Consider the following 24,968-nt stretch of genomic DNA (forward strand, 5'->3'; position numbering starts at 1 on the left):
TTAATTTTTGTATAATCATAAAAAAGCAATGATTTCATGGGTAAAAAAATAGAAGTTTCGATTACAATCAAACCAAAAAAATTGATGATATTTGCAGTGAAAATAAGCAACAAAGACATGAACTATAAAGAAACAATTGAATATTTATATAACGTTACGCCTTTATTCCAGAATATAGGCAAAGACGCGTACAAGGAAGGTCTGGACAATACTATCAAACTGGACAATTATTTTAATCATCCGCACAAGAATTTCAAGACAATACATATTGCCGGTACCAACGGCAAAGGCTCATGCTCGCATACTATAGCAGCCATACTGCAATCTGCCGGATATAAGACTGGATTATATACTTCACCACATCTGGTTGATTTCAGCGAGCGCATAAGAGTAAACGGTGAACCTATCGAGGAAGAATTTGTGATAAATTTTGTAAAAGACCACAAGAGTTTCTTCGAGCCATTGCATCCTTCTTTTTTTGAATTGACAACTGCAATGGCCTTTCTATATTTTTCGCAAAAGAAAGTAGATGTAGCCGTTATAGAAGTCGGTTTAGGCGGACGCCTCGACTGTACAAACATCATTACTCCGGATCTGAGTATAATTACAAACATTAGTCTGGATCACACACAGTTTTTAGGTAACACACTCGAGAAAATAGCCGGAGAAAAAGCCGGTATCATAAAGCACAATATTCCGGTAATTATAGGAGAATATACCCCTGAAACTAAAGAAGTTTTTTCTAACAAAGCAAAAACTGTAGGTACGGAAATCACGTTTGCACAAGATAACAAACTTATTAAAAGCACATCTACAGACGATAATGGACATTTTATCTATCATACAAATGAGATAGAAAACCTTTATGGAGAACTGAACGGCTATTGCCAATTAAAAAACACCAATACTATCCTTAACGCAATAAATAAACTAAAAGAAATAGGATATAACATCAACGTAAAGGACATCGAGAACGGATTTAAGAATGTATGCAAACTTACCGGTCTCATGGGAAGATGGCAAAAGCTTGAAGAAAAACCGACCTTAATATGTGACACCGGACATAACACAGGTGGAATGCAGTATATTGTGGATCAGTTATCATACATGAAGTATGAACACTTACATTTCATAATAGGGATGGTAAATGATAAAGATATAAACGGAGTCATTTCAATGTTGCCTAAAAACGCTATATATTATTTCACACAGGCATCTGTAAAAAGAGCTTTACCAGCAAACGAAATAAAAGCCATAGGTAACAGACATGGATTGCATGGAAATGCATACAATAGCGTAAAAGAAGCACTCGAAGCTGCCCAAAAGAACGCAAGTGAAAATGACATGATATTTGTTGGTGGAAGCACTTTTATTGTATCTGACCTTATGGTATTATACAAAAATCATAATTAAACAAAATAACAACATTTATAAAGATAAATACGACTTCTTTTAGCAAAAATGTTTGGGTATTTTAAATAAAATCTTTTTATTTGCACAACAAAATAAATTATGTGTAAATAGAAAGATTTTTTAATATATGGACAACACATTTTACCATGAAAACAATTTAAGCGGTCTTAAAAGAGAAGACTTCCAAAAAACAATTGATGGAAAACATACAGACCTCTTTATTTTATCAAATGAAAAAGGTGCAGAAATTGCAGTAACAAACTATGGAGGTGCCATACTGACAATTATGGTACCAGACAAAAACGGTAAAATAGAAAATGTTATACAAGGACACGACAGTATAGATGGCGTAATAAACAGTCCGGAACCTTTTTTAAGTACCCTTATCGGAAGATACGGAAACAGAATAGCGAAAGGTAAATTCAAATTAGACGGAAAAGAATATAATCTTACTATAAATAACGGTCCTAATTCATTACATGGAGGTCCAACTGGATATCATGCCCGCGTATGGGATGCTGAACAAACAAGCAAACAGAGCGTAACATTACATTATTTATCCAAAGACGGAGAAGAGGGATTCCCTGGTAATTTGGATATAACTGTTATATATACCCTATCTGACAATAACGAACTAATCATAACATATACAGCCATTACAGATAAAAAGACTTTGATAAACCTAACACATCATGCTTTCTTTAGTCTTTCAGGAGTTAAAAATCCTACTCCATCTGTAGAGAACAATATTCTTACTATTAACGCCGACTTCTATACTCCGATAGACGAGGTTTCAATACCTACCGGAGAAATCAGCAAAGTAGAAGGAACACCAATGGACTTCAGAACTCCACAAACTGTTGGTAGCAGAATTAATGACAAATTCCAACAGCTGATATACGGTGCAGGATACGACCACTGCTATGTTCTGAATAAAGAAGAACAAGGAGCCTTGACATTTGCAGCAAAATGTGTTGAACCGATAAGCGGAAGAAGTATGGAGGTTTATACTACTGAGCCTGGAGTACAACTATATACAGCCAACTGGCATAGTGGTTTCAGCGGTTATCATGGTGCAACATTCCCTGCCAGAAGTGCAATATGTTTCGAAGCACAACGTTTCCCTGACACACCCAATAAAGGTCACTTCCCATCGGCAGTACTAACACCGGGAGAAACTTATCATCAAGTAACTATATACAAATTCGGAATAGAAAAATAAATAAACCTAATAATTAATCATTTTATCTTTTAAACAAATTATGAACCAACAAAAACAAAATGGCAATTTCATTGCAATCATTACCATGATTTTCCTTTTCGGTATGATTGCTTTCGTAACCAACCTTGCCGCCCCTATGGGTATCGTATTGAAAAACCAGTTCTCGGTATCAAATGCCCTCGGAATGTTAGGCAACCTTGGTAACTTTATCGCTTATGCCGTAATGGGTATCCCAAGCGGAATATTATTAACAAAAGTAGGATATAAAAAGACTGCACTTATAGCTGTTGCTGTAGGTTTTATAGGTGTTGGAGTTCAATATCTTTCAGGACATGCATCGCCATCGTCTGCATTTGCCGTTTACTTGGTAGGAGCTTTCATTTCAGGTTTCTCTATGTGTCTGCTCAACACTGTTGTAAACCCTATGCTTAATAAACTTGGAGGTGAAGGCAACAAAGGAAATCAGCTTATCCAGATTGGAGGATCATTCAACTCTGTTATGGCTACCATTACACCGATGTTTGTTGGTATCCTTATAGCTGGTTCTGTAGAGAAAGCTACTATTTCACAGATCTTCCCTGTTATGTACACTGCAATGGCAGTATTTGCACTGGCATTCATAGTATTGCTCTTTGTTAATATACCTGAACCTGCTGCTGCTAAAACAAGCGAACCGATTGGTAGCTTGATGAAAGGCGTACTTCGTTTCCGCCATTTCGTATTGGGAGCAATTGCAATATTCGTATATGTTGGTATTGAAGTAGGTGTTCCTGGAACTTTAAATCTATTCCTTACAGAAGAAACTGCTAAAGGTGGAGCGGGAATAAACACTACAATAGCCGGTTTCGTTGTAGGTACATATTGGTTACTGATGCTTTTAGGACGTTTGGCTGGTGCATCATTAGGAGCAAAAGTTTCAAGCCGTGCAATGATGATATTCACATCAGGTCTTGGATTAATCCTGGTATTGCTTGCAATCTTCTCTTCTACACAGACAATGGTTGACCTTCCTGTTCTTCAACAAAGCGCTACAGGCAGCTTGTCTTTCGGACTGGCTAAAGTTCCTGTAAATGCTATGTATCTAGTTCTAGTTGGTATATGTACTTCTATCATGTGGGGTAGTATCTTTAACCTTGCAGTAGAAGGTTTAGGAAAATATATAGCTGCTGCTTCCGGCTTATTTATGGTACTTGTTTGCGGTGGGGGTATTCTCCCTCTTATCCAAGGTTGGGTAGCAGATGTTGCCGGATTTATGAACAGCTATTGGGTAATCGTACTTGCTCTTGCTTACCTTCTCTTCTACGGTCTCGTAGGTTGCAAGAATGTAAACAAAGATATTCCTGTTGAATAACTAACGAAAATCATGGTAGTATTATTATAAATAGTACTATCATGATTTTATTATATTAACCTTTTAATATTTATAATCATGGACATAGAATTTGTAAGAAGCCGCTTTATCAAGCATTTTGACGGTACTACTGGCTCAATATATGCCTCACCAGGACGTATCAACCTTATCGGTGAACATACAGACTATAATGGTGGATTCGTTTTCCCTGGTGCAGTTGACAAAGGTATGATGGCAGAAATCAAACCTAACGGAACAGACAAAGTTTGTGCCTACTCAATCGACCTTAAAGATTATGTAGAATTCGGATTGAATGAAGAAGATGCTCCATCAGCAAGCTGGGCCAGATATATATTCGGTGTATGCCGTGAAATGATCAAACGCGGTGTTGATGTAAAAGGATTCAATACAGCTTTTGCAGGTGATGTTCCTCTGGGTGCTGGTATGTCTTCATCAGCAGCATTGGAATCAACATATGCCTTTGCTTTGAACGACTTGTTTGGCGAAAATAAAATAGACAAATTCGAATTGGCAAAAGTTGGTCAGGCTACAGAACACAACTACTGTGGTGTGAAATGTGGTATCATGGACCAGTTCGCTTCTGTATTCGGTAAAGAAGGAAGCCTTATCCGTTTGGATTGCCGTTCTCTGGAATATCAATACTTCCCATTCAAACCGGAAGGCTACAGACTGGTGCTTGTTGATTCAGTAGTTAAACACGAATTGGCTTCATCAGCATACAATAAACGTCGTCAAAGCTGTGAAAACGTTGTTGCAGCGATAAAGAAAACACATCCTAATGTAGAATTCCTTCGCGACTGTACAATGGATATGCTGAATGCTGTAAAGAACGAAGTAACTGAAGAAGATTACAAACGTGCAGAATATGTTATTGAAGAAATACAGAGAGTTCTTGACGTTTGCGATGCTCTTGAGAAAGGCGATTATGAAACTGTAGGACAAAAAATGTATGAAACTCATCATGGTATGAGCAAACTGTACGAAGTAAGCTGCGAAGAACTTGATTTCCTGAACGATATTGCATTCGACTGCGGAGTTACAGGTTCACGAGTTATGGGTGGAGGCTTCGGCGGTTGTACAATCAACCTTGTTAAGAATGAATTGTACGAAACATTCATAACTACAGCCAAAGAACGTTTCAAAGAAAAATTCGGTCGTAGCCCTAAAGTTTACGACGTAGTTATTGGAGATGGTTCACGTAAAATATGCTAAGCCATAAAAATTAAATAACTGTCTAAAAGAAGAGTCTGCAAAAACAGGCTCTTCTTTTTTTACCAACAGATATATATTTAAAATCATTTTAAAGTCTAAAAAAGCACTTTATTTTTCATAAAAAACTTACTGGGTTACAACATAGTGAACATATATTTTCTATCTTTGGAAATAACAATAAATTCCATCAAAATGAATCGTGTATATTACATAATATTATTCGCTTTGTTTCCCATATATGTTCTGTCGCAAAATACAGAGAATATATCAGTTAAAGACTCCGTAGTCAATGCAGACAACATAATAAATTCTGAGTTCCCAAAAGATTCACTTGACACAAAGCTCTTTGCTCCTATCACCCCGGTTGGCATGTCCACGCCGTTCGGTATGTACGGAATTACTCCATTCTCGTATAATTACGCAAATTGGGAACTCCATAAAGGATTTAACGCTTCCTTAGGTATGCATGTCACATTCAGCCCATCCAAATACGCACCTTCAGGAGTAGGATTCGGACAGGACGCGGCTTTCATGTATGCTGTTCCCATCAATAACAGATTAAGTGTTGCCGGTGGACTATATGCCACAAACATGGATTGGGGATTTATCAATTACAAAAACGTAGGAATAGCAGGCGTGGCAGCTTTCAAACTTAACGACAAGATTACACTATATGGGTATGGAAACAAATCATTGATGCCTCAACGTTCTCCTTTATATTACCCTCTTCCTAATTTTTCACCCGATAAGCTAGGTGGAATGATAAACTTCAAAATAGGCGAAAGTTCTTCTATCAGCTTCGGTGTAGAAGGAATAAAAGGTTACGGACCATATTACTGGTAATCAAATAGACTACATTCAGATACATTATAGGATAAAAAATCCTAACTTTGCAAGCTGAAAGAAATATCGTAAATATATGTCACAAAAAGTAACTGCAACTGAACTTGGAACCGAACCTATAGGAAAACTTCTTATGCAATATGCTGTTCCGGCAATCATTGCCATGACAGCATCGTCACTTTACAACATGGTGGACAGTATATTCATCGGTCATGGAGTCGGTCCGATGGCTATATCCGGACTTGCCATAACATTCCCACTGATGAATCTGGCAGCTGCGTTTGGCTCGCTTGTAGGTGTCGGAGCCTCAACACTTGTTTCCGTAAAGCTGGGACAAAAAGATTATTCTTCGGCACAACACATTCTAGGTAATGTAGTCTCGCTAAATGTAATTATGGGTATATTGTTTACAATAATCACACTCATATTCCTCGACCCGATACTATATTTCTTCGGAGCAAGTGAAGCTACCATTCCTTATGCGCGAGATTATATGGTTATCATATTGTTGGGAAATGCCATAACACATTTATATCTTGGTCTGAACTCAGTTCTACGCTCTGCCGGACATCCACAGAAAGCTATGGTAGCTACAATACTGACAGTGGTAATAAATACCATACTTGACCCTCTTTTTATCTACGGTTTCCATATGGGAATAAAAGGAGCTGCCGTTGCGACCATACTGGCACAGATTATATCACTCATATGGTTAATAAAAATATTCTGCAATAAAAATGAACTGCTGCATTTCAGAAGAGGCATATACAGACTTCACGGCAATCTGGTATCAAACATTATAGGCATAGGTATGGCGCCATTCCTCATGAATCTGGCATCATGCTTTATAGTCATTCTCATAAACAAAGGATTAAAATTATATGACGGTGACCTTGCTATAGGTGCATTCGGAATAGTAAACAGGATTGTCTTCCTGTTTGTCATGATAGTAATGGGCCTGAACCAAGGTATGCAGCCTATAGCAGGATATAATTTCGGGGCAAAGCAATACCATCGTGTTAACCATGTTATGAAACTTACTGTTATAGCAGCCACGATAATAACCACTTCAGGATTTATAGTAGGTGAATTCATTCCAAGACTTGCAGTATCTGCATTTACCACAGACGAGACACTTGTAAATCTATCTGCCAATGGCCTTAGAATTGTAGTAATGTTCTTCCCTATAATAGGTTTCCAGATGGTTACGTCTAACTTCTTCCAGAGTATCGGTATGGCACGTAAGGCAATCATACTGTCCCTAAGCCGTCAGGTACTTATACTGATACCATGTCTTTTCATACTGCCACTGTTCTTCGGATCGCACGGAGTATGGATAAGTATGCCTATATCCGACCTTGCAGCAAGCGTACTGGCAGCAATTATGTTATACAGACAGTTCGACAAGTTCAGGAAGCATAGTGCTTAAGTTCTCACATATACATTTTGATTTTTAATTCATAAGAATTATATTTGTAGAAAGACATATTAAAAACTTACAACCATGAAAGATAATTTTGTAATAAACCTCGGACGTCAGCTCGGTAGTGGCGGAAGAGAAATAGGCGAAAAACTTGCAAAAGAACTAAATATAGCTTTCTACGATAAGGAACTTATAAACCTGGCATCAAAAGAAAGCGGACTCTGCCGCGAATTCTTTGAACAGGCAGACGAGAAAGCATCAAAAACCATCCTTGGAGGGTTATTCGGTTCAAGATTTCCTTTCCTTACTGAAGGAGCCTATCCTTATAATTCATATCTCAGCAATGATTCTCTATTCAAGATACAGAGCGATGTAATCAGAGAACTAGCTGAAAAGCAATCATGTCTTTTCGTAGGAAGATGTGCAGACTATATACTTCGCGACCATCCAAGATGCGCCAATGTATTTATATCATCATCTCCCGAAGCACGAATAGAACGCCTTATGGCTACACTGGAAATATCTGCTGAAGAAGCTGAGGAACTTATGGAAAAAGCAGACAAGAAACGTTCTTCATATTATAACTACTATAGTTACAAAACCTGGGGGGCAGCAGCTACATATCACCTTTGCGTTGACTCTTCAGTACTTGGTATAGACGGAACTGTAGAGTTCGTAAAAGAATTCGTCACAAAAAAGTTAGATCTTTAATATAAACTCAGGAACAATACACGGATAATTTTTAAATATACATTCACTGTCAGCCATAAAGCGTATTTATTGCTCTATGGCTGATTTTTTATTGTCCGTTACTCCTTTCTCATACAGACTTGGCGAAGTTCCGGTAATTTGCTTAAATACTCGGTTGAAATTATTAGGCGTACTGAACCCTGTCTCATAGGGCAGGAAGTATTTCATGCTTACAGGCTCAGACACGGATGCTGACACTGGACGAAGTCTTCAGGCTGGCAGATGAAAACAGTAAAAGTATCAACATCCATTCATTGATGACAGACGAGGCGGAAAAAGCCATAGAGATAGCTAAGAACGACCTTCTGCCATCTGTAGGAGCAAAAGCTACAGCACAGTATATCAGCGATTGCGTTACGTTCGACCGTGATTTCGGAAACTGGGAAAGTGGAGAGATGATAGTTGAAAAGGAATATGCCGAAGAAGAGTTGCAGAACTCAGTACATGAGGCATGTATAGGACTTGATCCAATATGGAGAGGATATGATGTTTTAATGATGGTATATCCGGCATCTTGGATACTTACCGGGATATTAGTATGCACTGCATATTATATAACTTTCCGCACTGAAAAGTTTATTACAGACAAATCAAAGAAATAAAATTTAAGGACACTATATCACGTATCTGACAAGCAAATCAAGTATTACCAAAAACGCCCTGCTATTCCGATTGAAATGGCAAGGCGTTTTGAGATACAAGTAAAAAAATCTTTTCTCTCTTTATTTTATACTGTACACTTTGAAATTGGCATATCTCGAATTACGGGTAAACATCTGTCTGAGCCCTATTCTACCTTTCGTTATAGCCGGAGCTGAGGAACCGTCAAAATAGAAAGTCTCATTCTTTCCGTCACCAGTGACATTCATATACAGCTGATCGCCATATTTTATCACCTTGATATGATAAGTCACTCCTATCTTGAACAAACCTGTATTGTAATATTCCAGTTTCAGATCCGTACCGTTAAGATTATTTCCAGGCATATATCTGCGTCCTCTGATATACTCGTCTTTATTCTCCGATGGTACACCGGTCACGGCATAACTGATGTGATAGGTATTCATATTCCTGAAATATGTGCTCATGGCCGGAACTTTTCTCAAATTGTTCCATTTCGAAATATCCTCGGCATACTCACCTTCACCGGAACCTGTTGCCTGAATATAAAGGATATTAACAAAATAATACTTTGATGAATCCAATCTTGTAAAATCGTATTCTATCATAATATTACCTTCAAACTCTTTCTTTGTCCACAAAACAGTGTGATGCGCATCATTATAAGCCTCATCACCGGCATAGACTTCAAGTCCACCGTTGCGGTGTACCACTTTGGCTATATCACCGTCCTTAAACCATTGCTTCTGCCAATCCTTTTTGAAAGAGTCTTCAAATACCAACTTCATATCTTTAGAAGCCAGTTTCTGAAATTCACCATAATATTTTTCAGACTGGGCAAAAGTTCCTATCTGAAGAAGTAATCCTATCAATAAAAAAAATACTCTCATATAAATTACACTTAGTTGTTAATTAAAATCCAGGAATAATATTCAAGCCGGCACGTATCTGCTTCGTTTTATGCAGCTTCATCCATTCATCAAGCAAAGCCCTGTGCCGCTTAAGCTCTGTTTCATATCTTTTCTCTATAGCAAGATTTCTCATTTCACCACGGTCTGTATTCATATCAAACAACTGTTCGCGATAATGTCCTTTATCATAAATCACATATTTGAAATCTTTTGTTCTCAAAGCCCAACCACGGGTGTTCCCACCTTTATCAAACATAGTTTCGGTAACTACGAAATCCTGATGTCCGGCATTTATATCACAATTTTCAACCAGTTTCCTATAAGAACGTCCAGGCAATCCTTCAGGCATTTTCACTTCAGCCCAGTCGCATACTGACGCAAAGAAATCCACACCATTGTTTACCAATTGAGGCAATTCCTTTCCGGCATTCTTTTTTCCAGGAAGAACTACTATCATAGGAACATTGATCACCTCTTCATAAAGAGCAGACTTCTGATTCCACTGATGTGCCCCCATTCCGTCGCCATGATCGCTGGTAAAAATAATAACCGTATTTTGCCATAATCCGTTACGGTCTATGGCATCAACCAGCTTGCCAATCTCCGCATCCACATGCTCCACAAGTCTGAAATACGCATTTCTGTATCTACGCCAATCGTCAGGAGTATAGTTTGAAGTGGGATAAGCACTATAATTCAAGCTCTTCTCATACCTTATCACATCGGCATCATACGGATTACGTTCATAATTCAACGGCAATCCAGGACACTCGGCAATGTCAGCCTGAGGAGTATCCGCATAAGGAAGATTTTGCTGACGTGCAAATTCGCATATGTTATGAGGATTATCAAACGAAGCTACAAGGAAAAAAGGTGATTTATGCTTTGAGTCAAGATAATTTATGCACGATTCTGCCAGACCGAAATCATTATGGTCGTGTATGTTTCTGAACCCAAATTCCTTATCAGGAATAGAAGCCGTATGTACATGCCATTTTCCGGCATAAACACAATCATATCCGGCATTACTCATCAGTACACCAAGGCTTTGGCTCTTCAGATTTTCCGGCATAGGATCGCCATTACTCGGCATACCTATCTCATGGGCAAAATGTCCTGTAAACATAGATGCCCTTGAAGGTCCGCTTAGAGGTGTAGAACAATAAGCATTGCGAAACATTACTCCTGCCTCTGCCAAACGGTCCATGTTGGGGGTATGCAAGTCTTTGTTTCCCATACAACTCATGGCTGTTGCCGTCTGCTGGTCGGTCATAATATAAATAATATTAGGCTTTTCTGCCGACTGAACAAAAGCAGGAAGAACCATCCCTCCTACTATCAAGAATTTTTTCATAATAGATTTAATTAAGTTATTAAGTTATACAAGGCAAAATTATAAAATAATACAGCAAATAACTTATACTACAGAATAAAAACTTTCAATATTATATATTTTTACAATAAAGACTTTAAAAAGGACGTTCACCCTGAATAGTTCTTACAAGTTCCAATACTTTATTGACTTCCGTTTCATTACCCGATATTACCAATGACACCCCGCCTTCTCTTCCTGATATTCCTCCTACACCGTATGGAAATACCTTCACATCGGCGAACTGGCGTATTGCTTCTATCTCGGTAAACACCGTACCTGTCCTGAACATATAAAGCTTTGGAACGGAATTCAGTCTTTCGTTACCGGCATTCAATGTATTCTCTAGTATCTCAAGATTTGCCGTGGTCTCTTTCTCCAGACCTATCGGGATTATAAGTTCCGCCTTACCTTCGCCTACATAAGAAAGAAGTTTATATGTAGTACCACCATTGGGAGCACCTATACAAACAGCTGCCTGCTTCATGGAATAGTTCAGAAGGTTGCCTCCTTTCATCACTATATCACCGGGTTCAAGCATTTTCAAAGCCTCGTCATATGTTACATCCAACACCTTTCCATCCTTTATAACCACTTCCTGCATCTGCCTCTTATCCGCATTCACCGGAGACTGACCTTCGGGAGCAAAATGACCTATAACGAAACTACCATGTTCAATACTCTTATTCAGCAAATCTTCGGCTATATAAGTATTTGTAGTTCCTTTAGTGACAATAATCATCCCTTTTTCAAGTTTTTCTTTCACCGAAGGCATTGCCATTATTCCTTTGGCTATAAGACGTTTACCTTCACTCACTGTCAGATTAACTCCGGCAAATACATCATTCTCCGAAGCCATTACTTCCGGAGCTGTTTTTACTACTTCTTTCTCTGTTTTTTGTGTACAAGATACCATAAATGTTCCTGATAAAAATAAACCAAATACTATTAAACTTACTCTATTCATGATAGATATATTTCAAAACGGAATGCAAGTTACAAACAAACAGAGATATTAAAAAAAGGTTGCCTAAGAAAAAATCTTAAACAACCTTACAAAATTATTTACAATTCAATTATTACTGTTTCATCAAATACTCCTTGAAAGAAGCAAAATCCTTGCTCATAGGCACACTGAGTTTCTTTCCGCGCATGAACTCCTGAAGCTTCTCAGGAATCTTTACATCAGCACCTATAATGTTCTGAACAGTCTGAAGGAACTTGGCTGGATGAGCAGTTTCAAGGAATACTCCTGTTTCACCAGGCTGCAATTCTTCTGCCAAAGCACGATATCCGCATGCTCCGTGAGGATCGAGCAGATAACCGGTTTCTTCATATACCTTCTGTACAGTTTCGCTTATCTGTTCATCCGTGTAAGTTTCGCCTGAGATTTCAGCCGCAATCTTATCATGGCTTCCACCGTAAAGATCAATTATACGTGCAAAGTTACTTGGGTCGCCAACATCCATGGCATTGGCAATAGTAGCTATAGACGGACGCGGATTATACTCGCCTGTCTTCAGATATTGATAGAAGATGTCATTACGGTTGTTAGCTGCTATGAAGCGTTTGATAGGCAATCCCATCTTCTTTCCGAACAGCCCGGCTGTGATGTTACCGAAGTTACCGCTTGGCACACAAACCACCAGATTGTCAGCCAATCCCTGTTTCTTCATCTGTGCGTATGCATAGAAATAATAGAATGACTGTGGAAGGAAGCGTGCCACATTGATGGAGTTGGCAGAAGTGAGCTGCATATGAGCATTAAGTTCCTTATCCATGAATGCGTTCTTGACCAAAGCCTGACAGTCATCGAATGTGCCGTCCACCTCTATTGCCGTAATGTTCTTTCCGAGGGTAGTGAACTGTTTTTCCTGAATTTCACTCACCTTACCTTTTGGGTAAAGTACATAAACATGAATACCTTCTACTCCAAGGAAACCGTTTGCAACAGCACTACCTGTATCACCAGATGTAGCAACAAGCACGTTCACCTCCTTCTTGCCTTCCTTACGGATGAAATATCCCAAAAGTCGTGCCATGAAACGTCCGCCAACATCCTTGAATGCCAAAGTAGGGCCATGGAAAAGCTCCAGTGAATAAATATTGTCTTTAACCTTTACGGCAGGGACATCAAAGTTCAGTGTATCATAGACAATGTGTTTCAAAGTTTCTGCAGGAACATCCTCACCGAAGAAAGCGTCAGCCACACGGTAGGCTATTTCCTGAAATGAAAGGTTTTCTATCTCGTCAAAGAATGATTTTGGCAAAGGCTTTATCTCGTAAGGCATATACAGACCTTTGTCCGATGCCAGACCTTTTACCACAGCTTCTTCAAGCGATGCATCCGAAGCTTGTTTGTTTGTACTGTAATATTTCATAGGTTTCTTATTATAGTTGACAAGGCAACAGTTACAAGTTGACAAGGTTATAATAATATGGGAAAAACCTATCTATTAACTTGTCAACAAGTCAACTCGTTACCTAAAATATTATTTCATAAATTCATTCATAAACTCGTCCCTTTCCATTGTACCATACACTCCGGATTTGCATGAAATCTCATCGTAAGTCTGTACGCTGTCAGGCTCAATTCCCGGATAATAAATCAGGAATGGAACAGGCTCATTGGTATGAGTACGATGTTCGCATGGTGTAGGATGGTCAGGAAGTACGGCAATAGCGACAGGCTCATCCCAGTCTTTTACAGCCTCATATATCGGACCTACCGCACGTTTATCCAGGTTTTCTATGGTCTGAAGTTTTAAATTCACATCACCTTCATGTCCGGCTTCGTCGCTTGCCTCAATATGCAGATAAACGAAGTCATCCGTTTTCAGGGCTTCAATAGCAGCTGCTGCCTTTCCTTCATAATTTGTATTATAAAGCCCTGTAGCACCTTCCACATCTATACATCTCAATCCGGCATAACGTCCGATACCACGGATAAGATCTACAGCAGTTATCACAGAGCCCTTCTTTATCTGAGGGTACTTCTGCGACAATGGTTCCATCTTAGGTCTGTAGCCAGGACTCCATGGCCATATACTGTTGGCAGGATCCTTACCCTCAGCCACACGTTTCAAGTTTACAGGATGCGATGCCAGCAGTTCCTGAGATTTAAGAATAAGGGCATTCAGCAAATCGGCAGTTTCCTGAGCCTCCGGACATTCAGCCTTTATCATATTAGGGCGGAACGGCTGCAAAGGAATGTCATGAGGCGGAACGCAATGAAGATGCTTGTTACCGCCTTTTATTACCAACAGATGACGGTACTGAACCCCTGTATAGAAATGTATCCTGTCAGTACCAAGTCGTTCTTCAAGGAATTTAATAAGTTCGTCAGCCTCTTCCGTCGTGATATGTCCTGCCGAATGATTTTTAAGAGTTTCTCCTTCAACACATATAATATTGCAACGCATAGCCATATCTCCCGGCTCAAGGTCAACACCGATGCTTGCAGCTTCAAGCACTCCGCGTCCCTCATACACCGTAGGCAAGTCATATCCCATTACCGACATGTTTGCAACCTCGCTGCCTGGATGAAAACCGTCGGCTACTGTCTTCAGCATACCTGTACGTCCCATAGCTGCAAGCTTATCCATATATGGAGTCTTTGCGTATTGCAATAAAGTCTTATCCCCAAGGGCAGGTACTGGCCAGTCCGCCATACCGTCGCCCAGAATTATAATGTGTTTCATATCTGTTAGTTGTATTTATATATTCGCTATACTCATGATGTCGGCAAATACACCCGCTGCCGTAACACTTGCTCCGGCACCATATCCCTGAATGAGCATAGGATATTCATTATATCGTTCAGTAGTAATAAGTATTATATTATTTGTTCCCTCAAGGTTATAGAAAGGATGATTAGCACCAACCTCCTGAAGAGAAACACTACCCTTTCCGTTTTCAAGTTTGGCAACAAATCTCCATCTCTTGTTGTTAGCCTCAAGTTCTTTTCGTTTAGCTTCAAAATCGGCATCAAGCTTACTGATGTTCTTCCAGAAATCATCAATAGAACCTTCAAAGAACTCATCAGGTATGAAAAGGTTCTTCTCCACATCTTCCTGATTGAGTCTGTATCCCGCTTCGCGGGCAAGAATGACAAGTTTTCTGATAACATCCTTTCCGCTAAGGTCTATTCTTGGGTCTGGTTCAGAGTATCCGCCTTCCTTGGCCAGACGTATAGTCTCGCTCAAAGGAACATCACTGCTCAGCTTGTTGAAAATGAAATTCAATGTACCGCTCACAACAGCCTCAATTCTCAAAATCTTGTCACCACTGTTGATCAGGTCATTGATGGTATTGATTACCGGAAGACCGGCACCTACATTTGTCTCGAACAGGAATTTTACTCCACGCTGACGTGCTATCTGTTTCAGTTCTTCATATATTTCATATTCCGAAGATGCCGCAATCTTATTGGCAGCCACAACCGAAATATTATGACTCAGGAAATCCTTATAAAGACCGGCTATCACTGGACTTGCAGTACAATCTACGAACACAGAGTTAAATATATTCATGCCGATAATCTCATCGTGAAGGACCTGTGGAGACGAAGGGATACCTTTTTCTTCAAGTTCCTTACGGTAATTTTCCAGATCAATTCCTCGACGTGTGAAATATGCCTGATGTCCGTTTGCTATACCTACTACTCTCAGACGCAAACCACGTTCCTTCATCAGTTTTTCCTGCTGACTGTGAATCTGCTCAATCAGACTGTTTCCTACCGTACCAATACCGCATATGAAAAGATTCAGTACCTGGTACTCAGACAAGAAAAAAGAATCATGGATTACGTTAAGCGTCTTACGCAATGACTCAGCCTCTACAACAAAAGATATATTGGTTTCCGAAGCACCCTGAGCACAAGCTATCACGTTGATACCGTTACGTCCCAGAGTACCGAATAGCTTACCGGCGATACCAGGAGTATGTTTCATGTTCTCACCGACAATAGCAACTGTCGCCAGATTGCCTTCTGCCATCATAGGCGAAATCTCACCCATTTCTATTTCCTTTGCAAACTCGGCATTAAGCACTTCGCAAGCCAATGCAGCATCCTCGTTTCGTACACCAATTGAAGTAGAGTTTTCAGACGATGCCTGTGACACAAGGAACACACTGATACCGTTTTCGGCCAAAGTCTTGAATATACGGTGGTTAACACCAATCACGCCCACCATACCAAGACCTGTCATTGTGATAAGACAAGTATCATTGATTGACGAAATACCCTTGATAGGTTTGGATGAATGGTCAGAGTCCTGTTTGATAATAGTTCCCGGAGCTTCAGGATTGAAAGTATTCTTGATAAGAACCGGAATGTTTTTATGGCATACAGGATATATTGTAGGAGGATAAACCACCTTAGCACCGAAGTTACAAAGCTCCATTGCCTCAACATAACTCAGTTCGTTTATAGGATATGCCGTACTGATTACACGTGGATCGGCAGTCATGAATCCGTCAACATCTGTCCATATTTCCAGAATATCGGCATCAAGCGCAGCAGCGATAATGGCAGCTGTATAATCCGAGCCACCGCGTCCCAGGTTAGTAACTTCACCTGTATTCTTATCTGTAGAAATAAATCCCGGAACAAGTGAGACTTTCGGAAGTTCTACAAAAGCTTCCCTTACCAAAGTATTTGTAAGTTCTGAATCAAGAATATGTTTGTTATGCTTTTTCTCTGTCTTGATAAATGTACGTGAATCGAACCATACGGCACCCTCTATCAGAGTAGCAACTATTATGGATGACAAACGCTCGCCATAGCTGACTATTGTGGCCGAAGTTTTTGGCGACAAGTCGCGAATAAGGAAAATACCCTGGAATATATCTTTCAGTTCGCTCAACAGTTCATTCACCCTGTCAAGGAGAACTTCTCTGTCTTTTCCTGCAGGAATAACAGTATAAACCATTTCAATATGACGGTTCACTATTTCCTTCATTTCCTTTTCATATGCCGAATCGCCCTCCGATGCCATTTTTGAAGTCTTTATCAGCTTGTCGGTTATACCTCCTAATGCTGATACCACAACTATTACTTTATCATCTATAGCTTCGACAATCTTTTTTACACTTACCATGCTATTGACAGAACCTACAGATGTTCCGCCGAATTTCAACACTTTCATACCTTTGAGATTATTGAATACGTTTCATTGTACGCCAAAGCAGTACAAAAAATAAAATGATTAAAACTTGAATAAAAAAGAAGAAAATGCTTACGTCCGTAAGCGTGTATCACGTAGAAACACATTATATATATACTCAACCCCGAGGGGTCATCCCAGTACCACATAATGTGACGAACGTACGCCCCATTCCATAAGTTGTGATATTGTTATAATGTGCAGTCATTTAGATTGAAATGTTTGTTAAAAGTTTTATCGTTGGCAAATATAAGAACATTTTTCTACAATCAAACACAAAAAAGGATTTTTTTGCAGTCAAACTTGTTTTTTTTGTGACAAAACAGACACATTACAATCGTTTATAAACAAATAAAGGAAGATGTATCAATCTATTTGTACACCTTCCTTTATCATATTACTTAGTATTTTTATTATTCAGCAGAACCAAAAAGGATATCATCTCCCTGTATAAATCTAATATCACGAGGAATTCCTGCGCCGTTAATTTTATCAAGATCAGCCTGAAGAGCCGGAGTTATACCGCCGTTTTCTGTTCTAAACTTAGTTGCAAACTCAATATCAATGTAGAAGCTACCACAGCAATTCCTAACATTGATGCCGATAAATTTAGAAGTTTCTTTTTCATAATTTATATATAATGAATTGTTTATTCCTTTGGCCAGCGAAGATAGTAAAAAGATTTTGATTAGAAATAAATCACTTAAATCCAAGAACTATAATTCCACCTCTTTTATACAACCTGTGTGATTATAGAACACTTTATTTCCCCACAAAGAATAAAACAAAGCATACTTATCAACTCCCGAACAATGACATACACCCAGTTCGTCCGGCAATGAGTTTTTCAATCCTTTTACTATTACATCATCCTTATCTGACGAAGCATTATGTATATGGAAACCACCTATAATCATTTTTAAATGGTTTTCATTAAAAAACGAAGACACACTGCGTAAAATATTGGTTATCCCACGATGTGAACATGCACTAAGCAATATCATACTTTCTTCCCCTTTCAACACTAAAGCCAACTCATCTTCGAATCGGTCAGGTATCAACTCCCCGTCACGCTTTACAATAAACTGTTCAAAATGAGTATCATATTCATTGATTACAGGCAAATCAGGAAATATCCATATTCCTGGAAGTATCTCCGTAGTTTTATCCACAAATATAAAACGCGACATATCCATACGTACAGCATTTCTGATACCATTTTCGCGGTCTCCCTTAAACTTAGGATCCAGAGCCTCACGTTTACAGAGTACTTTCGCTTTCTTGTTTATTTCAAGAAACGCTTCAAGCCCTCCAGAATGGTCACTATGTCCGTGCGACAATACAAGATAATCCACGCGCTGCAAATCGCAATGCAACAAACGTGCATTACGTATAAATAAATCAGACGCACCTGTATCAAAAAGTACTACATTACCTCCCGCCTCAACATATAATGACAAGCCATGTTCAGCCTGCAGCTTACGACCATAAACACAGTTTTCTACTAATGTTGTTATTCTACATTTCATATTTTTATATACAGAGAATTAAAACTATCAAATGCAATTATAGTAAAAAAAATTCTACAATAACATTATAAATACTGGTATTATAAAAGTGTAATGCAAATAAAAACATTTCAAGAACAATATAAATGCCCGACCTGCTTCTTTCCGTCAGGCCGGGCACATAATTAAATATCAAATACAAATATTATCAGAAATTACCTTTGTTCGCATTATCCCACCAAACATGAGTACCACCTTTATCACCGGAGAATCCCAATTTACTTGTATTTTCTTCATTCAGGAGTTTTATTCCTGATTTCTCAAGTTCTTCTCCATTTGTATTATATTCATTTTCTGCATATATTACACGGCGAATACCTTCAGTAGAGTCAATAGCATTGTTGCTTTCGTTCACGAAAGCAGGGAACAGTATTGGATATCCAGTTCTTCGCTGTTCTGCCCAAGCTTCTGTTGATAACGGGAACAGTGCAAAATACTTCTGAGTAATGATTCTTGCAAGTTTATCTTCTTGACTTGCTCCTTCATCCCATTTAACACACAGCTTGTTCAATGCTTCTATATCCAATTTAGGCCAAATAGGATCTTTAAAATCTTCCTGTGTTGATGTTCCTTTGATATAATCCTCTACAGCACCATCAGGATAAGCTTTTATTCCTGCATAATTTCCACGATATTTGAGTTCGTTTTCCATTGATTTACGGATACCGTCCTCATATAACTGCTGTACGCTTTCATTACCTATATTCCAACGAAGTTTAGCTTCAGCAAGCAGGAAGTAAGATTCCGCTTGTTTAAATATAGGAAGAGGTGCAGTAAATATACCTATTTCATTCTTATAGTCAACCCATGAAGAGAAAGAAGCCCAATTATTAGGTTTGTTAGGCAAACCGCTGGCAAATCGTATTCCTAAATACTGTTTATTCTCTTCAACTGCAACTGCTTCTGACTTGTCAACCTGTTTATCACCTTTCCAATAAGTAACTACGCCATCTTCATCTTTCTTTTTAGAATATCCTTCATATAATACATCTTCAATATTCTTTGTCATATATAATGGCTGACGTGGATCCTTCATTCCTGACATTAACGTTACGAGATTAGCGTTAAATCCGCAGTCACCCCAGTTAAACATCAACCACATATAGTTTTCAAGACCTTTCTCTATAAGTATATCCTTACCACCGTTAGCAAGAGTATTCTTTGCTGCATCTGTAGCTATCTGTTTTACGTCTATTCCTACCTGATTCATTTCATCCACACGTTTTGACAGACGCAGAGCCATACGCAATCTCATGGTGTTAGCTATTTTTACCCACATTTCTGTATCGCCATTACACCATACATCGGCACTCTTCAATTTTGCCTTTTCATTTTCTGTCATCGATTCAATAGCAGTGATAGCATCTCCCAAATCGGTCAACATTATTTTATAAAGCTGCTGCTGACTATCGAAATAATACGATGTGGTATATTCATCAGCTTCAAGGATTGAAGTATAAGCCAAAGGACCATATGCATCTGTAGTCATCAGTGTTCCATAAGCTTGAACTATACTCATAACAGCAGCAAGACCATTTTCTCCGTCAGCCTTACATGCTGCAATAATACGTCTTGTATTATTGAATATATGAAGATAGAAGTTTTCATGCATACCACCGCTATGACCACGGTTTTCACCCAAGTCACCATTAGTGAATCCACCGTTAGGAGTCATGAAATAACCACTATATAGGTCAATAGTAAGGTTTGTCCAAAACTGGAACATATTCTGCTGTGGAGGATAACAATAAGTCATAGGTTCCAACCACTGAGCTGAAGTTGGCAAATCATTTGGATCAACCTGAACATTACTAGTATTAATACTTTCAAAATCATCTATACAAGAGGTAATCATATTCCCTCCCAATATAGGAAGCGCCATAATCAAAGCGCATTTCAATATTTGTTTACGTTTCATAGTTGACATATATTAGAAGTTAAGTTTAAGGTTCAAACCGAAACTGCGTGAAGTAGGCAAACCAAACATATCCACTCCCTGGATACCATTGCCAGTACCTGCAGAAATATCCGGATCCATAGGCGCATCCTTATAGAAGAAGAACAAGTTACGTCCGATAACCGCTGCTGTAAGATTCTTTCCTGCTCCAAACAGATTGCGGAAAGTATATCCGAAGCTTAATTCACGCAGACGTACATTAGTTGCATCATATACATAATTTTCATTGGCATAAGGAGTATTGAAGTTTGAGCTACCTGTTGTAGTGTACCATGCTCTCGGATCAAATTCAACTCCGTCAACAACTACCTTTCCTGCATCACGCGCATCACCTGTACGTTTGGAAACGCCCCAACCGTCAAGTGTAGCCTCAGTCATTGACAATACCTTACCGCCAAAGCGTGCATCAATCAAGAATGAAAGAGAGAAGTCTTTGTAATAGAAAGTATTGGTCCATCCTGCAAATACCTTCGAATTCATATTTCCCGCATATTCAAGTTCGTTAGGTCCGTCACCGCTAATAACAGGTTTTCCTTCATCATTCTTTATAGGCTTGCCGTTTTCATCACGCATGATATGACGAACGTACAAATCTCCATACTGTCCACCTTCTTTCAGGATAATCTTGGCACCACCAAAGTCTGTAAGAGTCAAACCATTAGGAAGTTCATCTACAAGTTCCTTTATAATATTCTCATTATACGAGATATTGAAATCAGTACTCCAGCTGAAATTGTCATTAAACTGCTGATACCAGCCTGCTGTAAATTCAAATCCCTGGTTCTGAACGTCACCGGCATTTACATAGCGGTTTCTCAATCCTGACTGATAAGGAGCAGATACAGAGAAGAACTGGTTCTTGGTATTAGTCTTATAGTAAGTAAGAGCCATTGTCAAACGGTTCTGGAAGAATGTACCTTCAAAACCAAATTCCATAGAATGTGTCTTCTCTGGTTTCAAAGTACGGAAAGGAGCATTTTCAGGAGCACCGATAGCACCATTACCGTCTTTTACGAAGTGATAAAGGAGATTTGTTACGTAAACAGGAACGTCATTACCTACTATAGAGTAGCTTCCGCGTAACTTTAACAGATTAACATTCTTACCCATATCTACAAATCTGTCCAAAAGCAAGCTGGCACCTACTGAAGGATAGAAGAATGAGCAGCTTTCTGTATAAGCAAGTGCAGATGACCAGTCGTTACGTGCAGAAAGATCCAGGAACAATCCGTCTCTCCATCCCACCTGAGCTGTAGCAAATACAGCATTCAATCGTTTTTCTGTATTCCAGAAGTCTTCATTACCAAGAACGAAAAGATTCTTATAATAGTTGTTTGGAGCAAAAATATTAGGATAAAATACATTACCTGTTCCAGGAGAAACAAACTTTTCACCTTCTGCCAACATATCCACATGCGATGTCTTGCTCTTTGTGAAACTTGAACCTGCAGTTACAGACAACATAAAATCATTGAATGTATGATTATAGTTCAAAAGGACATCACCGTAAAGCTGGTCACTGAAGTATCTGTTATCTTTGAAACGTCCCATTGTATATTTATCACCGCTACTTGATGCGTAAAGATTATTAGTCCAATGTTCTTCACCACGTTCGTAACGCATACGTCCCTGTATATTAAAATCCGGTGTAATATCCCATTTAACGCTACCACCAAATTCATATCTGTTACGATCAACGATAGAAGCCTGACGGTTCAATACCCAATATGGATTACTGAACTGTTCCTGTTTAACGTTTGTCCAGTTCTGTACGTTAATACCTCTTTCCGGATCAAACACTTCAAAATTTTCCTTATATCCGTCCCAATTCTCACCTCTTGGGAACAAATAAGCTCCAGTCAAAGGATTGAACAGATAACCTGCAGCAGCCTGGTTCTTGATATACTGATTTACAAATTTAGCATTGAAATCTACATGAATATTTTTCAGTACATTAAAGCCAACCTTAGAGCTCAAGTTGTGGCTACGATAATCATTCGTAGGAGTTATACCCTGAGAATATACATTTCCATATGAGAAATAAGACTGTATGTTTTCATTACCACCTGCAAGAGATATAGAATTGTTGGTAGTGAAACCTGTACGGTAAAATTTCTTCAGATAATTTGGAGCAGGAGAATCCAGTTTGTTACCCCAACTGTAAGTACCGCTGTCGCTCATACCGTAATTGTTTTGGAATTCAGGCAAAAGCATCGGAGTTTCCATAGTAGTATTGCTGGAAACATTTACAGACACTTTACCAGACTGAGCAGACTTGGTTGTAATCATGATAGCACCGTTCGCAGCCACAGCTCCGTACAAGGCAGCAGCAGAAGCACCTTTCAGCAAGGTGATTGAAGCAATATCATCAGGATTTATTGTTGACATGACGTCACCACCGTCTCGCTGTCCACCCCAGTTGCTGTCAACCTGTTCAGTTGAAACAGTAGTCATCACCGGAACACCGTCAACAACGATAAGCGGCTGGTTACTACCGCTGATAGATTTACTTCCTCTGAACTGGATTTTAGAAGAACCACCGGCACCTGTAGAGTTAGGAGTAATCTGTAAACCTGCACTCTTTCCTTGCAGTGCGTTAATCATATTGACACTCTTCACATCATTTACGTCCTTACCTCCTACAGTCTGGGCCGAATAGGTCAGTGTTTCCGATTGACGCTGAATACCCATAGCAGTCACCACCACTTCACCCAAACTCTGGGCATCAGATTCCATCACTACATTAATTATCTTACGATTACCAACTGTTTCTTCAACACTTTTCATACTTACATATGAAAACACAAGAATGTCATCAGGAGAAGCTTCAATAGAATAATTACCGGAGAAATCGGTAACAGTACCAGTCGTTGTACCCTTTATAAGTACATTTACACCAATTAATGGTTCATTCATTTCCTTGTCTGTCACAGTACCTTGAACGATTTGAGCCTGTGCATACAACGAAGTTAGAAACATCCCTACCAGGAATGTCACTACAGAAAGAGAAAATCGCTTCTGCATAGTATTAAATTTAAAAATAAAACAATGTTGCTATATATTCTAAAATAAAGCAGTTTAGTTTTTTTCGGTTCAATAAAGATTTAATGCTAACATCGCAAATATAAAAATATTTTTTCAAATAAATAAATAAAATGAAATAAAAATACTCGGAAAGAGACTCCATTTATAAAAAAAACGAGGCATATACAGAGATAACTATTTAACTTTCAAGATATTAACAAAGGTGATATTTTAGAACTTCATATAAAATAAATAATTATACAGTAGAAACAAATGAAAATAATCCCACATTATAATAATGGGAAATAGCGGAAAAAGAATTCATAAAAGTCAAAGGACCGGTTTTATGTGCAGTATTTGAACAGAAAGGAGATAAAATTCAAGCACCAACCAAAACTAACATATTGAGTAACATTTCAGCAATATAGCTTCTTTTTATCACAAGAAATGACAAAACAAATAACAACTATATTTATTATTTATTGCCATCTAGAAAGCAAAAGTTAATCAAGCCCACAATATAACCAACAGAAATAACATCTAAACAGTCCAAGATGTTAAATACCCACTTAGAATTAACAATCGCCCAAACGAAATACTTCAATAAAACAACAAAGAATTCCAATTAAAACGACAAAGAATATCTTTCAAAATGACCTGTCGTTTTTATAAAACGCTTGAGTCCGGCTAAAAACATTGAAAAAAGCAACGTTTTTTCTCTATTTTGGAAATAAAAACAGCGTAAATTAAAATATCAATAATGCAAAAATATAAACGCATACAAGACATATTTAAAGCATATATTCATAATATGCTACATATAAAAATCTACATATATAACTACCTAACTTTTTACTATTATCATAACCTACCAGAAATCATTTATTACCATCAAACAATAAATCGTCTGCAAAATTCAGACTCTCAGCTTAACCAATTATCATTTTGTCAAATTGTCATTAACAAAAACATATATAGCCTATACATAAACCAATGAATATTATAAATTGAAATTCCCATGAGATAAAAAAATCACGCCAAAGAGAATGTAAATAGTCAAGCTGAAGTTACCTTTGTATAGTGTAACCCTAAATGTATCAGTTATGGCAGAAG

18 protein-coding genes are annotated in these 24,968 nt (G+C 38.5%); 8 read left to right on the forward strand and 10 right to left on the reverse strand.

Translation table 11 applies throughout. The features are described from left to right. The first annotated feature begins 117 nt into the window (after positions 1-117). The 8 genes from OCV82_RS13305 (at position 118) to OCV82_RS13340 (ending at position 8,837) form a co-directional block, all read left to right on the forward strand. The gene (locus OCV82_RS13305) at positions 118-1,413 is read left to right on the forward strand and encodes a bifunctional folylpolyglutamate synthase/dihydrofolate synthase (RefSeq protein ID WP_154044867.1); all 1,296 of its coding nucleotides are present in this window, start codon (positions 118-120) and stop codon (positions 1,411-1,413) included. A gap of 127 nt (positions 1,414-1,540) precedes the next feature. Continuing rightward, positions 1,541-2,635 carry an aldose epimerase family protein gene (locus OCV82_RS13310; protein ID WP_154044849.1) on the forward strand — a complete coding sequence of 365 codons (1,095 nt, stop codon included), beginning with the start codon at positions 1,541-1,543 and terminating at the stop codon, positions 2,633-2,635. Between the two features lie 40 nt (positions 2,636-2,675). Then, a complete protein-coding gene (locus OCV82_RS13315; RefSeq protein WP_154044850.1) occupies positions 2,676-3,986 on the forward strand; it encodes an MFS transporter in 1,311 nt (436 codons plus the stop codon). Positions 3,987-4,064: 78 nt separating this feature from the next. After that, complete coding sequence (gene galK / locus OCV82_RS13320; RefSeq protein WP_154044851.1) at positions 4,065-5,219, forward strand: galactokinase; 1,155 nt, start codon at positions 4,065-4,067, stop codon at positions 5,217-5,219. A 192-nt stretch (positions 5,220-5,411) separates the two neighbouring features. Continuing rightward, positions 5,412-6,062 carry a hypothetical protein gene (locus OCV82_RS13325; RefSeq protein WP_154044852.1) on the forward strand — a complete coding sequence of 217 codons (651 nt, stop codon included), beginning with the start codon at positions 5,412-5,414 and terminating at the stop codon, positions 6,060-6,062. Between the two features lie 76 nt (positions 6,063-6,138). After that, positions 6,139-7,491: an MATE family efflux transporter gene (locus tag OCV82_RS13330; protein WP_154044853.1), complete on the forward strand. Its 1,353-nt coding sequence runs from the start codon at positions 6,139-6,141 to the stop codon at positions 7,489-7,491. 75 nt (positions 7,492-7,566) lie between these two features. Beyond that, a complete protein-coding gene (locus tag OCV82_RS13335; protein WP_154044854.1) occupies positions 7,567-8,196 on the forward strand; it encodes a cytidylate kinase-like family protein in 630 nt (209 codons plus the stop codon). A gap of 227 nt (positions 8,197-8,423) precedes the next feature. Further along, positions 8,424-8,837 (forward strand): hypothetical protein, encoded by a 414-nt coding sequence (locus tag OCV82_RS13340; RefSeq protein WP_154044855.1) that lies wholly within the window; start codon positions 8,424-8,426, stop codon positions 8,835-8,837. 120 nt (positions 8,838-8,957) lie between these two features. On the opposite strand, the gene OCV82_RS13345 is transcribed toward OCV82_RS13340, so the two are convergent. From OCV82_RS13345 to OCV82_RS13390, 10 genes are all read right to left on the reverse strand, one after another. Next, positions 8,958-9,746 carry a DUF1961 family protein gene (locus OCV82_RS13345; protein ID WP_154044856.1) on the reverse strand — a complete coding sequence of 263 codons (789 nt, stop codon included), beginning with the start codon at positions 9,744-9,746 and terminating at the stop codon, positions 8,958-8,960. Between the two features lie 22 nt (positions 9,747-9,768). Further along, positions 9,769-11,121, reverse strand: a complete 1,353-nt coding sequence (locus OCV82_RS13350; RefSeq protein ID WP_154044857.1) for a sulfatase family protein — start codon at positions 11,119-11,121, stop codon at positions 9,769-9,771. Between the two features lie 115 nt (positions 11,122-11,236). Further along, positions 11,237-12,106, reverse strand: coding sequence for a hypothetical protein (locus OCV82_RS13355; RefSeq protein WP_154044858.1), 870 nt, complete (start codon positions 12,104-12,106; stop codon positions 11,237-11,239). 112 nt (positions 12,107-12,218) lie between these two features. After that, positions 12,219-13,520 (reverse strand): threonine synthase, encoded by a 1,302-nt coding sequence (gene thrC, locus OCV82_RS13360; protein ID WP_154044859.1) that lies wholly within the window; start codon positions 13,518-13,520, stop codon positions 12,219-12,221. Between the two features lie 111 nt (positions 13,521-13,631). Continuing rightward, on the reverse strand, positions 13,632-14,840 hold the full coding sequence (locus tag OCV82_RS13365; protein ID WP_154044860.1) for a cofactor-independent phosphoglycerate mutase: 1,209 nt from the start codon (positions 14,838-14,840) through the stop codon (positions 13,632-13,634). Between the two features lie 15 nt (positions 14,841-14,855). Continuing rightward, entirely contained in the window at positions 14,856-17,288 is a 2,433-nt protein-coding gene (gene thrA, locus OCV82_RS13370) for a bifunctional aspartate kinase/homoserine dehydrogenase I (RefSeq protein WP_154044861.1), read from the reverse strand. Positions 17,289-17,719: 431 nt separating this feature from the next. Next, positions 17,720-18,019: a hypothetical protein gene (locus OCV82_RS13375; RefSeq protein WP_154044862.1), complete on the reverse strand. Its 300-nt coding sequence runs from the start codon at positions 18,017-18,019 to the stop codon at positions 17,720-17,722. A gap of 3 nt (positions 18,020-18,022) precedes the next feature. Continuing rightward, positions 18,023-18,835: an MBL fold metallo-hydrolase gene (locus OCV82_RS13380; RefSeq protein WP_154044863.1), complete on the reverse strand. Its 813-nt coding sequence runs from the start codon at positions 18,833-18,835 to the stop codon at positions 18,023-18,025. A 187-nt stretch (positions 18,836-19,022) separates the two neighbouring features. Next, entirely contained in the window at positions 19,023-20,792 is a 1,770-nt protein-coding gene (locus tag OCV82_RS13385; RefSeq protein WP_154044864.1) for a SusD/RagB family nutrient-binding outer membrane lipoprotein, read from the reverse strand. Between the two features lie 12 nt (positions 20,793-20,804). After that, positions 20,805-23,855 (reverse strand): SusC/RagA family TonB-linked outer membrane protein, encoded by a 3,051-nt coding sequence (locus tag OCV82_RS13390; protein WP_154044865.1) that lies wholly within the window; start codon positions 23,853-23,855, stop codon positions 20,805-20,807. Positions 23,856-24,968 lie beyond the last annotated feature (1,113 nt).

It is taken from the genome of Bacteroides cellulolyticus (assembly GCF_025567135.1).
Lineage (GTDB): Bacteria > Bacteroidota > Bacteroidia > Bacteroidales > Bacteroidaceae > Phocaeicola > Phocaeicola cellulolyticus.

What these genes read in the sequence shown, in the direction of transcription:
- thrC (WP_154044859.1), bottom strand. Translation starts at nt 13,520, where the DNA reads ATGAAATATTACAGTACAAACAAACAAGCTTCGGATGCATCGCTTGAA.
- OCV82_RS13345 (WP_154044856.1), bottom strand. Translation starts at nt 9,746, where the DNA reads ATGAGAGTATTTTTTTTATTGATAGGATTACTTCTTCAGATAGGAACT.
- OCV82_RS13335 (WP_154044854.1), top strand. Translation starts at nt 7,567, where the DNA reads ATGAAAGATAATTTTGTAATAAACCTCGGACGTCAGCTCGGTAGTGGC.
- thrA (WP_154044861.1), bottom strand. Translation starts at nt 17,288, where the DNA reads ATGAAAGTGTTGAAATTCGGCGGAACATCTGTAGGTTCTGTCAATAGC.
- OCV82_RS13380 (WP_154044863.1), bottom strand. Translation starts at nt 18,835, where the DNA reads ATGAAATGTAGAATAACAACATTAGTAGAAAACTGTGTTTATGGTCGT.
- OCV82_RS13330 (WP_154044853.1), top strand. Translation starts at nt 6,139, where the DNA reads ATGTCACAAAAAGTAACTGCAACTGAACTTGGAACCGAACCTATAGGA.
- OCV82_RS13315 (WP_154044850.1), top strand. Translation starts at nt 2,676, where the DNA reads ATGAACCAACAAAAACAAAATGGCAATTTCATTGCAATCATTACCATG.
- OCV82_RS13385 (WP_154044864.1), bottom strand. Translation starts at nt 20,792, where the DNA reads ATGAAACGTAAACAAATATTGAAATGCGCTTTGATTATGGCGCTTCCT.
- OCV82_RS13390 (WP_154044865.1), bottom strand. Translation starts at nt 23,855, where the DNA reads ATGCAGAAGCGATTTTCTCTTTCTGTAGTGACATTCCTGGTAGGGATG.
- galK (WP_154044851.1), top strand. Translation starts at nt 4,065, where the DNA reads ATGGACATAGAATTTGTAAGAAGCCGCTTTATCAAGCATTTTGACGGT.
- OCV82_RS13340 (WP_154044855.1), top strand. Translation starts at nt 8,424, where the DNA reads ATGCTGACACTGGACGAAGTCTTCAGGCTGGCAGATGAAAACAGTAAA.
- OCV82_RS13355 (WP_154044858.1), bottom strand. Translation starts at nt 12,106, where the DNA reads ATGAATAGAGTAAGTTTAATAGTATTTGGTTTATTTTTATCAGGAACA.
- OCV82_RS13365 (WP_154044860.1), bottom strand. Translation starts at nt 14,840, where the DNA reads ATGAAACACATTATAATTCTGGGCGACGGTATGGCGGACTGGCCAGTA.
- OCV82_RS13310 (WP_154044849.1), top strand. Translation starts at nt 1,541, where the DNA reads ATGGACAACACATTTTACCATGAAAACAATTTAAGCGGTCTTAAAAGA.
- OCV82_RS13305 (WP_154044867.1), top strand. Translation starts at nt 118, where the DNA reads ATGAACTATAAAGAAACAATTGAATATTTATATAACGTTACGCCTTTA.
- OCV82_RS13350 (WP_154044857.1), bottom strand. Translation starts at nt 11,121, where the DNA reads ATGAAAAAATTCTTGATAGTAGGAGGGATGGTTCTTCCTGCTTTTGTT.
- OCV82_RS13325 (WP_154044852.1), top strand. Translation starts at nt 5,412, where the DNA reads ATGAATCGTGTATATTACATAATATTATTCGCTTTGTTTCCCATATAT.